The sequence below is a fragment of the Pseudomonas sp. NY8896 genome (assembly GCF_039634505.1).
The window spans coordinates 6,620,470-6,633,022 of record NZ_CP132350.1 but is presented as its reverse complement, the minus strand read 5'-3'; the positions used below and the strand labels follow the sequence as shown (position 1 = coordinate 6,633,022).

At 63.7% G+C, this 12,553-nt stretch carries 10 protein-coding genes; 8 read left to right on the top strand and 2 right to left on the bottom strand.

Annotated elements, in window-relative coordinates; all coding sequences use genetic code 11:
* Positions 1-7: 7 nt before the first annotated feature.
* Positions 8-2,287, top strand: coding sequence for a phosphoenolpyruvate--protein phosphotransferase (gene ptsP, locus Q9451_RS29995; RefSeq protein ID WP_012274693.1), 2,280 nt, complete (start codon positions 8-10; stop codon positions 2,285-2,287).
* A 32-nt stretch (positions 2,288-2,319) separates the two neighbouring features.
* On the opposite strand, the gene Q9451_RS29990 is transcribed toward ptsP, so the two are convergent.
* Entirely contained in the window at positions 2,320-3,066 is a 747-nt protein-coding gene (locus tag Q9451_RS29990) for an NRDE family protein (protein WP_071984744.1), read from the bottom strand.
* A gap of 129 nt (positions 3,067-3,195) precedes the next feature.
* Here Q9451_RS29990 and Q9451_RS29985 point away from each other — a divergent pair, with 129 nt between their 5' ends.
* The 3 genes from Q9451_RS29985 to Q9451_RS29975 are packed head-to-tail and all read left to right on the top strand — an operon-like array spanning position 3,196 to position 5,824.
* Positions 3,196-3,978, top strand: coding sequence for a sulfite exporter TauE/SafE family protein (locus Q9451_RS29985; protein ID WP_012274691.1), 783 nt, complete (start codon positions 3,196-3,198; stop codon positions 3,976-3,978).
* Between the two features lie 16 nt (positions 3,979-3,994).
* Complete coding sequence (gene lgt / locus Q9451_RS29980; RefSeq protein WP_003249027.1) at positions 3,995-4,801, top strand: prolipoprotein diacylglyceryl transferase; 807 nt, start codon at positions 3,995-3,997, stop codon at positions 4,799-4,801.
* A gap of 51 nt (positions 4,802-4,852) precedes the next feature.
* On the top strand, positions 4,853-5,824 hold the full coding sequence (locus Q9451_RS29975; RefSeq protein ID WP_012274690.1) for a thymidylate synthase: 972 nt from the start codon (positions 4,853-4,855) through the stop codon (positions 5,822-5,824).
* A gap of 42 nt (positions 5,825-5,866) precedes the next feature.
* On the opposite strand, the gene cadR is transcribed toward Q9451_RS29975, so the two are convergent.
* Positions 5,867-6,310: a cadmium resistance transcriptional regulator CadR gene (cadR, locus tag Q9451_RS29970; RefSeq protein WP_012274689.1), complete on the bottom strand. Its 444-nt coding sequence runs from the start codon at positions 6,308-6,310 to the stop codon at positions 5,867-5,869.
* Positions 6,311-6,392: 82 nt separating this feature from the next.
* Between cadR and Q9451_RS29965 the strand changes: the two genes are divergently transcribed.
* The 4 genes from Q9451_RS29965 to Q9451_RS29950 all read left to right on the top strand — a co-directional run bounded on the left by Q9451_RS29965 (position 6,393) and on the right by Q9451_RS29950 (position 12,543).
* Positions 6,393-8,645, top strand: a complete 2,253-nt coding sequence (locus tag Q9451_RS29965; protein ID WP_012274688.1) for a heavy metal translocating P-type ATPase — start codon at positions 6,393-6,395, stop codon at positions 8,643-8,645.
* A gap of 9 nt (positions 8,646-8,654) precedes the next feature.
* Positions 8,655-9,524, top strand: a complete 870-nt coding sequence (locus Q9451_RS29960) for a LysR family transcriptional regulator (protein WP_012274687.1) — start codon at positions 8,655-8,657, stop codon at positions 9,522-9,524.
* Between the two features lie 234 nt (positions 9,525-9,758).
* The gene (locus tag Q9451_RS29955; RefSeq protein WP_012274686.1) at positions 9,759-10,817 is read left to right on the top strand and encodes a putative 2-aminoethylphosphonate ABC transporter ATP-binding protein; all 1,059 of its coding nucleotides are present in this window, start codon (positions 9,759-9,761) and stop codon (positions 10,815-10,817) included.
* A 1-nt stretch (position 10,818) separates the two neighbouring features.
* A complete protein-coding gene (locus tag Q9451_RS29950) occupies positions 10,819-12,543 on the top strand; it encodes a putative 2-aminoethylphosphonate ABC transporter permease subunit (RefSeq protein WP_012274685.1) in 1,725 nt (574 codons plus the stop codon).
* Positions 12,544-12,553 lie beyond the last annotated feature (10 nt).

Here is a 12,553-nt window from a genome sequence, read left to right as displayed (position 1 = left end):
CCGAGCCATGCTCAATACGCTGCGCAAGATCGTCCAGGAAGTAAACTCCGCCAAAGATCTCAAGTCGGCGTTGGGGATCATTGTCTTGCGCGTCAAGGAAGCCATGGGCAGCCAAGTCTGCTCGGTCTACCTGCTCGACCCGGAAACCAACCGCTTCGTGCTGATGGCTACCGAAGGCCTGAACAAGCGCTCCATCGGCAAGGTCAGCATGGCCCCCAACGAAGGCCTGGTTGGCCTGGTGGGTACCCGGGAAGAGCCGCTGAACCTGGAAAACGCCGCCGACCACCCGCGTTACCGCTACTTTGCCGAAACCGGCGAAGAGAAATTCGCCTCCTTCCTGGGTGCACCGATCATCCACCACCGCCGTGTGGTCGGGGTATTGGTCATTCAGCAAAAGGAGCGCCGCCAGTTCGACGAGGGCGAGGAAGCCTTCCTGGTCACCATGAGCGCCCAGCTCGCCGGGGTAATCGCCCATGCCGAAGCCACGGGCTCGATCCGTGGCCTGGGTCGCCAGGGCAAGGGTATTCAGGAAGCGCGCTTCGTGGGTGTGCCTGGCTCGCCTGGCGCTGCCGTGGGGCGCGCGGTGGTGATGTTGCCGCCGGCCGACCTGGAAGTGGTGCCGGACAAGACTGTCGATGACATCGACGCTGAACTGAAGCTGTTCCAGAACGCCCTTGAAGGCGTGCGCGACGACATGCGCAAGCTGTCGGCCAAGCTGGCCACCCAGCTGCGCCCGGAAGAGCGCGCGCTGTTCGATGTGTACCTGATGATGCTTGAAGATGCAGCCCTGGGCGGTGAGGTGACCGAGGTCATCAAGACCGGCCAATGGGCTCAGGGCGCGCTGCGCCAGGTGGTTGGCGAGCACGTCAACCGCTTCGAGCTGATGGACGATGACTACCTGCGCGAGCGCGCCTCCGACGTCAAGGACCTTGGCCGGCGCCTGCTGGCCTACCTGCAGGAAGCCCGCTCGCAATCGCTGGTGTATGCCGACAACACCATCCTGGTCAGTGAAGAGCTGACGCCGGCCATGCTCGGTGAAGTGCCGGAAGGCAAGCTGGTAGGCCTGGTCTCGGTGCTGGGTTCGGGCAACTCTCACGTTGCCATCCTCGCTCGCGCCATGGGCATTCCCACGGTCATGGGCCTGGTGGACCTGCCGTACTCCAAAGTCGATGGCATTGAACTGATCGTCGACGGTTACAAGGGCGAGGTGTTCACCAACCCCAGCGAAGTGCTGCGCAAGCAGTACAGCGAAGTGGTCGAGGAAGAGCGTCAGCTGGCCCAGGGCCTGGATGCCCTGCGCGAACTGCCATGCGTTACCCCCGATGGCCATCGCATGCCGCTGTGGGTCAACACTGGCCTGCTCGCCGACGTGGCCCGTGCACAGCAACGCGGCGCCGAAGGGGTCGGCCTGTACCGCACTGAAGTGCCGTTCATGATCAACCAGCGCTTCCCCAGCGAGAAAGAGCAGCTGGCCATTTACCGTGAGCAACTGGCGGCCTTCCACCCGCTGCCGGTGACCATGCGTACCCTCGACATTGGGGGTGACAAGGCGCTGTCGTACTTCCCGATCAAGGAAGAAAACCCCTTCCTGGGTTGGCGCGGCATCCGCGTCACCCTCGACCACCCGGAAATCTTCCTGGTACAAACCCGCGCCATGCTCAAGGCCAGCGAGGGCCTGAACAACCTGCGCATCCTGCTACCGATGATTTCCGGCATTCACGAGCTGGAAGAGGCGCTGCACCTGATTCACCGCGCCTGGGGCGAAGTGCGTGACGAAGGCACCGACGTGCCGATGCCGCCGGTGGGTGTGATGGTGGAAATCCCGGCAGCGGTGTACCAGACCAAGGAGCTGGCGCGGCAGGTGGACTTCCTGTCGGTCGGTTCCAACGACCTGACCCAGTACCTGCTGGCGGTTGACCGCAACAACCCGAGGGTCGCCGACCTTTACGACTACCTGCACCCGGCGGTGCTGCAGGCGTTGAACACGGTTGTGCGCGACGCCCATGGCGAAGGCAAGCCAGTGAGCATCTGTGGTGAGATGGCCGGTGACCCAGCGGCGGCGATACTGTTGATGGCCATGGGCTTCGACAGCCTGTCGATGAACGCCACCAACCTGCCGAAGGTGAAGTGGATGCTGCGTCAGGTGAACATGAGCAAGGCCACGGAACTGCTGGCCGAGGCCCTGAGCCATGACAACCCGCAGGTTATCCACAGCTCGCTGCAGTTGGCACTGAAGAACCTTGGGTTGGCGCGGATGATTGGGCCTGGGGCCAATAAAACCCTGTGAAATTCGGGGGCCGCCCACCGGCCCCATGGCCCTCAGACCGTAAGCTCAACTTCCCCCAAGTGCCCACCAAAAGGCCCGAAGCTGCGCTCAACCAGTCGTCTTTTGCCCTGATCATCCACAATCAGCACCGTACTTGCCCGCGTCCCATAATTCTGGCTGGCAATAAACACACTCGACAGCAACTTCTCGGTCGCTACTCCCACGCCCGTCTCGGGTAGGTCACCCTCAGCCGCAGGCTCGTTATCTGCCAGCAACGCCAGCAACCGATGCGGCTCGGGCGCTTCCAGCAGGCCCTCCAGCCCGCTACGTGCCTTCACCAGCTTCGGCCATGGCGTATCCAGCCCGGCATTGGATAACCCGTACACCCCGGCATGCAGCAGGCGCGGCGTGGCTTCCCGAGCATTCAGATATCCCAGCTGCTGGCCATCACCCACCAGCAGGTTGAACCCCGAATACTGCCCACTTCGGCTGGCCACCTGGCCCAGGTAAGCCTCGACACCCATTTCACCCTGCAGGTACGCCGCCACCAGCTCACCCCGCGAGCGTGGCCCCAGCGCCTGGCCCGGGTCGCGGATGTTGGTCAGCGCGGCAAAGCGCCCCTGTGGGCCCACGCCCAGCCAGGTACCACCGGCTTCCAGGTCTCGCCCGGCGTGTACGCCGGGCGCATCGTCCCAGGCTGCCAGGGGCTGGGTGGGGCGGGCATAGAATTCGTCGCGGTTGGCCGCCACGATCAGCGGCAGGGCGTGCCCCGGCCGCCAGGCAAATACGATCAGGCACATCGGTTGGGCCTCTGTGTTTTCTGCCACTGTACCCACAGCAGCATGGCCGATCCATCCTGTCACAGAGTTCACTAGAGCCCCGAGCCCGGCTTCCGTTACCATGCCGGATTGATTTCTCGGGGACGCCGAATGGAATTCGTGCTCTATCTGCTGTTGGGCGCCTGTGCTGGTGTGCTGGCCGGGCTGTTCGGCGTGGGCGGTGGCATCATCATCGTGCCGGTGCTGGTGTTCAGCTTCACCTTGCAGGGCTTCGATGCCTCGGTGTTGACCCATCTGGCAGTCGGCACGTCACTGGCAACCATCGTATTCACTTCGATCAACGCTGTGCTCGAGCACCACCGCAAGGGTGCCGTGCAATGGCCGATTTTCGCCTGGATGACCCTCGGCATCCTGCTGGGGGCCGGCGTCGGTGCCAAGACCGCCTCGTTGATCCAAGGCCCGTTGCTGCAAAAGATCATCGGTGTGTTTGCCCTGGTCATCGCCGCGCAGATGGCACTGGGCCTCAAACCCAAGGCCAGCCGTGGCATCCCCGGTAAACCTGCATTGGTTGGGGCCGGTGGGGTGATCGGCTGGGCTTCGGCCATCTTCGGCATCGGCGGTGGTTCGCTGACCGTGCCGTTCCTGACCTGGCGCAGCCTGCCGATGCAGCAGGCGGTGGCCACGTCCTCGGCCTGTGGCCTGCCGATCGCCCTGGCCAGTGCCCTGAGCTTCATGCTGCTGGGTTGGCACGAAGAGCACCTGCCGGCCCATAGCCTGGGTTACGTGTACCTGCCGGCGATGATCGGCATTGCCGTGACCAGCATGTTTTTCGCCCGCTTTGGCGCGCGTCTGGCGCACAAGCTGTCGCCCCGTTTGTTGAAACGCCTGTTCGCAGCGCTGCTGTTCTGTGTCGGCCTCAGCTTTTTGATTTGAATCGAGAGGAAGTTCCATGCTGCCTTACCCGCAGATAGACCCCGTGGCCCTGGCCATCGGGCCGCTGAAAATCCATTGGTACGGTCTGATGTACCTGATCGGCATCGGCGGTGCCTGGCTGCTGGCCTCGCGCCGGCTGAACCGCTTCGATCCCACCTGGAGCCGCGAGAAGCTTTCCGACCTGGTGTTCTGGCTGTCGATGGGTGTGATTGTCGGCGGGCGCCTGGGCTATGTGCTGTTCTACGACCTGCACGCCTACCTGGCCAACCCGACGCTGATCTTCGAGGTGTGGAAGGGCGGCATGTCGTTCCACGGTGGTTTCATCGGCGTGATGTTGGCGGCCTTGTGGTTCGGCAAGCGCAACAACAAGTCGTTCTTCGAACTGATGGACTTCGTTGCCCCGCTGGTGCCGATCGGCCTGGGTGCCGGGCGTATCGGCAACTTCATCAACGCCGAGCTGTGGGGCAAACCCACCGACGTGCCATGGGCGATGATCTTCCCGCCGTTCAGCGACCCAGCCCAGCTGCCACGCCACCCGTCGCAGCTGTACCAGTTCGCCCTGGAGGGCGTGGCACTGTTCGTCATCCTCTGGCTGTTCTCGCGCAAGCCGCGGCCGACCATGGCGGTATCGGGCATGTTCGCGCTGTTCTACGGCATCTTCCGCTTCATCGTCGAATTCGTGCGGGTGCCGGATGCCCAGCTGGGCTATATCGCCTGGGGCTGGCTGACCATGGGTCAGATTCTGTGCGTGCCGATGATCCTGGCTGGCCTTGGCCTGATCTGGTGGGCTTATAATCGCAAGCCTACGGCGAAACCCGCCTGATTAATCCCACGGCAGGGGCGATCCCCCTGCCGTTTTTGCTACAGGTAAGCCATGAAACAGTATCTGGACCTGGTCCGCGACGTCATCGAAAACGGCACGATGCAGGGCAACCGCACCGGCATTCGCACCATCAGCCTGCCGGGCGCCATGCTGCGTTTCGACCTGCAAAAGGGCTTTCCGGCCATCACCACGCGCAAACTGGCGTTCAAGTCGGCAATCGGCGAAATGGTCGGTTTTCTGCGGGGCGTGAAAAACGCAGGTGAATTCCGCGAGCTGGGCTGCAAGGTCTGGGACCAGAACGCCAACGAAAACGCTCAGTGGCTGGCCAACCCGTTCCGCCAGGGCCATGACGACCTGGGCGAGATCTACGGCGTGCAATGGCGCCAATGGCCAGGCTACAAGCGCATCCCGCTGAGCAACTCGGCCGCCATCGAAATGGCCGAAAAGGCAGGCTTCCGCCGTATTGCCCAGGACGAAGAGGACGGCGTCGCCTTCGTCATCCTGTACAAGGCCATCGACCAGGTGCGCCAGTGCCTGGACACCATCGCCAACGACCCGGGCAGCCGCCGCATCCTGTTCCACGGCTGGAACTGCGCGCAGCTGGACGAAATGGCCCTGCCGCCGTGCCACCTGCTGTACCAGTTCCACCCAAATGTCGAGACCAAGGAAATTTCCCTGACCCTCTACATCCGCTCCAACGACCTGGGCCTGGGCACACCGTTCAACCTCACCGAAGGCGCGGCGTTGCTGTCGCTGTTCGGCCGCCTGACCGGTTACACCCCGCGCTGGTTCACCTACTTCATCGGTGATGCCCATGTGTATGAAAACCACCTGGACATGCTGCATGAGCAGCTCAAGCGCGAGCCGCTGGAGGCGCCGAAACTGGTGATCAGCGACCGCGTGCCGGCGTTTGCCGAGACGGGTAAGTACGAGCCGGAGTGGCTGGAGAAGATCGAACCGAGTGATTTCTGGTTGGAAGGTTATGAGCACCATGCGCCGATGACAGCGCCGATGGCGGTGTGATTTTCTAGATTGCCGGGGGGGCGCAAAGCGCCCCCGGCGATCTCAATGCCCGTGGCTGCGCCCCACATGCGAATGCTCGGTATCCGGTACCGATACCGCCCCGTTCGTCTCCAATCGCTGCAAAATCGCGCACTCACTCCCTTGCGCATTGCAGCGCCGCCGCAGCTCTACCAGCTGTTCCTGCAACGCCACCAAACCGTCGATACGCGCCTGCACATGCTCGATATGCTCGTCGATCAGCGCGTTGACACTGCCGCACGAGTCATCCGGGCTGTCGCGTAGGCGTAGCAGGCTGCGAATTTCGTCCAGGGTCATGTCCAGGGTGCGGCAGTTACGGATGAAGGTCAGCCGCTCGACGTGAGCCTGGGTATACAGCCGGTAGTTGCCGTCACTGCGCGCAGGCTCCGGCAGCAGGTTTTCCCGCTCGTAGTAGCGAATGGTTTCCACCGCACAGTCGGTGGCTTTGGCCAGTTCTCCGATTTTCATCACGAATCTCCAGCAATAGGCTTGACCCTATAGTGGCTACAGGGTGTTCACTTGGCAACAGGCTCACTTTAAGGATGACCCCATGAACCAGCCTGTCAGCCACGACCACAAGCACTCGCACGATCACGCCCATGGCGATGACGACCACGGCCATGCTGCCCACGGCCACAGCTGCTGCGGCTCCAAAGCCGCGCCATCGCTGGTGCAACTGAGCGAAACGGCCAGTGCCCAGGCGCAGCTCAGCCGTTTTCGCATCGACGCCATGGACTGCCCCACCGAGCAGACGCTGATCCAGGACAAACTGGGCAAGCTGGCCGGAATCGAGCAGCTGGAATTCAACCTGATCAACCGCGTGCTTGGCGTGCGCCATACCTTGAACGGTACGGCTGAAATCGAGCGGGCCATCGACAGCCTGGGCATGAAGGCCGAGCCGATTGCTGCCGAGGACGACGGCACCACCAGCGTGGCACAACCGGCCAAGACCCGCTGGTGGCCGCTGGCACTGTCGGGTATTGCTGCGATTACCGCCGAAATCGTGCACTTCGCTGCGCTGGCCCCGGAATGGGTGGTAGCGGGGCTGGCGCTGTTGGCGATCCTCGGCTGCGGCCTGGGTACCTACAAGAAGGGCTGGATCGCCCTGAAAAACCGCAACCTCAACATCAATGCCTTGATGAGCATTGCCGTGACCGGTGCGGTGCTGATCGGCCAGTGGCCGGAAGCAGCCATGGTGATGGTGCTGTTCACGGTTGCCGAGCTGATCGAAGCGCGCTCGCTGGACCGTGCGCGCAATGCCATCGGCGGGTTGATGCAGTTGGCCCCGGACATGGCCACGGTGCAGCAGGCCGATGGCCTGTGGCGCGAGCTGGACGTGCGTGAAGTGGCCATCGGTGCGTTGGTGCGGGTGCGCCCCGGCGAACGCATCGGCCTGGACGGTGAAGTGACCAGTGGGCAGTCCAGCGTCGATCAGGCACCGATCACCGGTGAAAGCCTGCCTGTAGAGAAGGCAGTGGGCGACAAACTGTTCGCCGGTACCATCAACCAGGCGGGAGCATTGGAGTTCCGCGTTACCGCTGCTGCCGGGCAGTCTACCCTGGCGCGGATCATCAAGGCCGTGGAGGAGGCACAAGGCGCGCGGGCACCTACCCAGCGCTTCGTCGACCGTTTTTCGCGCATCTATACCCCGGTGGTGTTCGCCATTGCCCTGGCCGTGGCGGTGATCCCGCCGTTGTTCATGGCCGGTGCCTGGTTCGACTGGGTCTACCGTGCTCTGGTATTGCTGGTGGTTGCGTGCCCCTGCGCATTGGTGATCTCGACCCCGGTGACCATCGTCAGCGGCCTGGCGGCTGCCGCGCGCAAAGGCATCCTGATCAAGGGCGGCGTCTATCTGGAGGGCGGCCGCCACCTGGACTTCCTGGCCCTGGACAAGACCGGCACCATCACCCACGGCAAACCGGTACAGACTGACGCCGAAGTGCTGGCGCCGCAGTTCGAAGCCCGCGCTCAAGCCCTGGCCGCCAGCCTGGGCGAGCGCTCGGACCACCCGGTGTCCCGCGCTATCGCTCAGTTCGGCAAGGCGCAAGGGCTGGCTCTAAGTGAAGTGGATGACTTCGCCGCCCTGGGCGGGCGCGGTGTGCGTGGCACCATCGACGGTGAGGTCTACCACTTGGGCAACCACCGCCTGGTCGAAGAGCTGGGCCTGTGCTCGCCAGCGCTGGAAGCCAAACTGGATGCGCTGGAGCGTCAGGGCAAGACCGTGGTGCTGCTGCTCGACCGTTCCGGGCCATTGGCGCTGTTTGCCGTTGCCGACACCGTGAAGGACAGCAGCCGCCAGGCTATCGCCGAGCTGCATGAACTGGGTATCAAGACTGTCATGCTGACCGGTGACAATCCGCATACCGCCCAGGCCATCGCCGCTGTGGTGGGCATCGACCGCGCCGAGGGTAACCTGCTGCCAGCCGACAAGCTGAAAACCATCGAGGCCTTGTACGCAGAAGGCCACCGGGTGGGCATGGTCGGTGATGGTATCAACGACGCGCCAGCTCTGGCCCGCGCCGAGATCGGTTTTGCCATGGCCGCCGCTGGTACCGACACCGCCATCGAGACCGCCGACGTAGCGCTGATGGACGACGACTTGCGGAAAATTCCGGCCTTCGTCAGGCTGTCGCGCCAAAGCGCGGCGATCCTCATGCAGAACATCGTTCTGGCGTTGGGCATCAAGGCGATATTCCTGGCCATCACCTTTGCTGGCATGGCGACCATGTGGATGGCGGTGTTCGCCGACATGGGCGTGAGCCTGCTGGTGGTGTTCAACGGCTTGCGCCTGTTGCGCAAATAGAGGACGTGCATGCTGAGTTCGGAGCTGAAAGCCTTTTACATGGTGGCCCGTCTGGGCAGCATCACCCTGGCGGCGAAGAAGCTTGGGCTCAGCCAGCCCACGGTAACCACGCAGATCCGCAACCTGGAAGGCCAGTACGCCGTGGAGCTGTTCTACCGTGGCGGTCGGCGCCTGGTGCTGAGCGAGGAGGGCGTGCGCCTGTTGCCGATGGTCAAGGCATTGCTGCAGCAGGAGGCCGACATCGAGTTCGAGCTGCGCAACAGCGGCCAGGCGCAGGGCAGCCTGCGCATCGCAGCCACGGCGCCTTACTACATCCTTGACCTGGTGAAAATCTACCGCGAACGGCTGCCTCAGGTAGAAGTGGCGGTGGAGATCGGCAACTCGCAGCAGGTGCTGGAAATGCTCGAAGACTACCGGGTGGATATCGCCGCGTCTTCGCAACTGGTGGAGGATGCGCGGTTGGTGCGGCGGGTACTGGGGACTGATCCGCTGGTGGTGGCGGTGCACCGCAACCACCCATTGGCCCATCGCCAGTCGGTGTCCATCGAGGGGGTAGCCGGGCATTGCCTGCTGATGCGCGAGAAGGGCTCGACCACGCGCAAGCTAACCGAACAGATGATGCAGGAGGCCGGAGTCAAGGCCGGCGCCTTGCTGGAAATCGGCAGCCGCGAGTCGATTCGCGAGGCGGTGCTGCGCAACATCGGCATCAGCGTGATTGCCCGCCATGAGGTGCCGCACAACCCTGAGCTGCGGGTGCTGGCGCTGGAGAATGCGCCGGTGATGCATGAGTATTTGTATTGCCTGAAGGAGCGTCGCCAGGCCCGTTTGCCGGCTGCCTTTCTTGGGGTGGCGCAGGAAGTGGCTGGCTCACACTTCTGATTCAGGAGTACACAGGCACTGTAGGAGCGGCCTTGTGTCGCGATGGGCTGCGCAGCAGCCCCGGGGTTTCAGCTCCGCCGCATGAATTGCCGGGGCTGCTGCGCAGCCCATCGCGACACAAGGCCGCTCCTACAAAATCTGCCTATATCACTATCATCGACTTTTGCCCAAACGCCACAGAACCTTCGCACAGCCTTCCTAGCATGGCCCCCATCTCTTCGATGAGGCCCTGCCATGAACCACACCACCCCCGGCGCACAAATGACCGTGCGCAACATCCACAAGCGCTTCGGTGCCTTCACGGCGCTGAACGATGTCTCGCTGGACATCGCCGCCGGCGAACTGGTGTGCCTGCTTGGCCCGTCCGGTTGCGGCAAGACCACGCTGTTGCGTTGCATTGCCGGCCTGGAGCGCCAGGACCGCGGTACGCTGTACATCGGCGAACGCGATATTTCCGAGCTGCCGCCCCAGGCCCGTGACTACGGCATCCTGTTCCAGTCCTACGCGCTGTTTCCCAACCTCACCGTCGAAGCCAACATCGCCTACGGCCTGACCGGCAGTGGCCGCGAGCAGGCCCGTCAGCGTGTGGCCGAAATGCTCGAGCTGGTGGGCCTTGCCGGCAGCGAGAAAAAGTACCCCGGCCAGCTTTCCGGTGGCCAGCAGCAACGTGTGGCCCTGGCCCGCGCGTTGGCACCGTCGCCTTCCTTGTTGCTGCTCGACGAACCGATGTCGGCGCTGGACGCGCGGGTGCGCGAGCACCTGTGCACCGAGCTGCGCCAGCTGCAACGCCAGCTGGGCATCACCACCTTGATGGTGACCCACAACCAGGACGAGGCCATGTTGATGGCCGACCGCATTGCGGTAATGAACAACGGCCAGGTCGAGCAGTACGCCACCCCGCAGGAAATCTACGACCAGCCGGCCACGCCGTTCGTCGCCGAGTTCGTCGGCCAGGGTAATTGGCTGCCGTTTCAGCGCAGCAGCGACAGCCATGCCCAGGTCGGCGGCATGAACATGCGCCTGGCGCCGGGTTCGGCCCAGGCCAGCAGCGGTCGGCTGTTCTGCCGCCCAGAGGCGATCACGGTCAACCCGGTGGTACACGAAGAAAACCTGTTCCCGGCCATGGTTCGCGAAATCACCTTCCTCGGTAATCGCTGTCGCATGAGCTTTGAACTCAAGGCCTTGCCAGGCCATGCCTTGCTGGCTGAACTGGCCCCCGAAGCCATGCCGCGCCTGGGTTCGCAGGACATCTGGGTGGCACTGCCGCCGCAGAGCCTGCAGGTGTTTGCCTGAGATGGCCGCGCCAATGTCCCTGCCACTGGGCCAGGCCAAAGCCGCGCCGCGTGCTGGCGTCGCCCTGGGTGACCGGTTGTTCGTCGTCGGCGGCAAGAGCCTGCTGCTGATCCTGTTGGTGCTGGCCGTGCTGATGCCGCTGCTGGCGATCTTCTGGCGTGGTTTCAGCGGTGAAGCAAGCCAAGGCGGCGGATTGCTGGCGGCCCGTGAACTGTTCGCCAGCGACAACTTCCACTGGTTGCTGGGCAACAGCCTGTCGGTGGCCTTGACGGTTGCGGCCATCGTGGTGCCGCTGGCCTACCTGTTCGCCTATGCCCTGCAACGCACGCTGATTCCGGCCAAGGGCCTGTGGCGGGGGATTTCGCTACTGCCGCTGTTGGCACCGTCGATGCTGCCGGCCATCGCCCTGGTCTACTTGTTCGGCAACCAGGGGCTGCTGCGCGGGTTGCTCAGCGACAACATCTACGGTTTCTGGGGCATCGTGCTGGGCGAGGCTATCTACACCTTCCCGCATGCGCTGATGATCCTGCTGTCGGCGCTGTCGCTGGCCGATGCTCGCCTGTTCGATGCAGCTTCCAGCATGGGTGCCGGCTCGTGGCGGGCGTTCACCAGCATTACCTGGCCGGCCACACGCCAGGCGGTGTTCGCGGCGTTGTGCCTGGTATTCACCCTGACCATCACCGACTTCGGTGTGCCGGTAGTGGTCGGTGGCGACTATCAGGTGCTGGCACTGGAAGCCTACAAGGCGGTGGTCGGCCAGCAACAGTTTGGCCGTGGCGCGTTGATCGGCATGGTGCTGCTGTTGCCGGCGCTGTTCAGCTTTACCGTCGACGCCTGGCTGCGCCGGCGCCAGGGCGAGGCCATGAGCGGCCGTGCCCAGGTGTTCGTACCCAAGCCATCGCGTGGCCGCGATGCCTGCTTCCTGGCCATCGTGCTGCTGGTGTGCGCGGCATTGTTGCTGGTGATCGGTATGGCGGTGTATTCCTCGCTAGTCACCTTCTGGCCATACAACCTCTCGTTGTCACTGCGTCATTACCTGTTCGACGACACCGCAGGTGGCGGCTGGCTGGCCTACCGCAACAGCGTGACCATGGCCATCGGCACCGCGCTGATCGGCAGCATCGTGATCTTCACCGGTGCCTACCTGATGGAGAAAACCCAGGGGCAACGCCTGCTCAACCAGGCGCTGCGCCTGCTCAGCTTCATCCCCATGGCCGTGCCGGGCCTGGTGCTGGGCCTGGGCTACGTTTTCTTCTTCAACCTCAACGGCAACCCGCTGCATGTGCTGTACGGCGGCATGGGGCTGCTGGTGGTGTGCACCATCGCCCATTACCTGACCACCGCGCAGATGACCGCCACCACCGCCCTGCGTCAGCTCGACGGCGAGTTCGAAGCCGCTGCGTTGTCGCTGAAGGCGCCGCTGTACAAGCACTTCCTGCGGGTGACCGTGCCAATCTGCCTGCCGGCGTTGCTGGACATCATCCGCTACCTGTTCGTCTCGGCGATGACCACCGTGTCGGCGGCGATCTTCCTGTACAGCCCCGACACCATTCTGGCTGCCGTTGCCGTGCTGAACATGGACGACGCCGGCAACGTTGGCGGTGCCGCCGCCATGTCCACCCTGATTTTGCTGACCAGTGCCGGCGCTTCGCTGCTGCTGGCCGCAGCCTCACGCGGCCTGCTGCGCCGCTCCCAAGCCTGGCGCCAACGCGCCGCGACCGTCTGACCTGTAAGGA

Bases quoted from the DNA above. Each gene is read 5' to 3' on its own strand.
- ptsP (WP_012274693.1), top strand. From the start codon at position 8: ATGCTCAATACGCTGCGCAAGATCGTCCAGGAAGTAAACTCCGCCAAA.
- cadR (WP_012274689.1), bottom strand. From the start codon at position 6,310: ATGAAAATCGGAGAACTGGCCAAAGCCACCGACTGTGCGGTGGAAACC.
- Q9451_RS29960 (WP_012274687.1), top strand. From the start codon at position 8,655: ATGCTGAGTTCGGAGCTGAAAGCCTTTTACATGGTGGCCCGTCTGGGC.
- Q9451_RS29990 (WP_071984744.1), bottom strand. From the start codon at position 3,066: ATGTGCCTGATCGTATTTGCCTGGCGGCCGGGGCACGCCCTGCCGCTG.
- Q9451_RS29950 (WP_012274685.1), top strand. From the start codon at position 10,819: ATGGCCGCGCCAATGTCCCTGCCACTGGGCCAGGCCAAAGCCGCGCCG.
- lgt (WP_003249027.1), top strand. From the start codon at position 3,995: ATGCTGCCTTACCCGCAGATAGACCCCGTGGCCCTGGCCATCGGGCCG.
- Q9451_RS29965 (WP_012274688.1), top strand. From the start codon at position 6,393: ATGAACCAGCCTGTCAGCCACGACCACAAGCACTCGCACGATCACGCC.
- Q9451_RS29975 (WP_012274690.1), top strand. From the start codon at position 4,853: ATGAAACAGTATCTGGACCTGGTCCGCGACGTCATCGAAAACGGCACG.
- Q9451_RS29985 (WP_012274691.1), top strand. From the start codon at position 3,196: ATGGAATTCGTGCTCTATCTGCTGTTGGGCGCCTGTGCTGGTGTGCTG.
- Q9451_RS29955 (WP_012274686.1), top strand. From the start codon at position 9,759: ATGAACCACACCACCCCCGGCGCACAAATGACCGTGCGCAACATCCAC.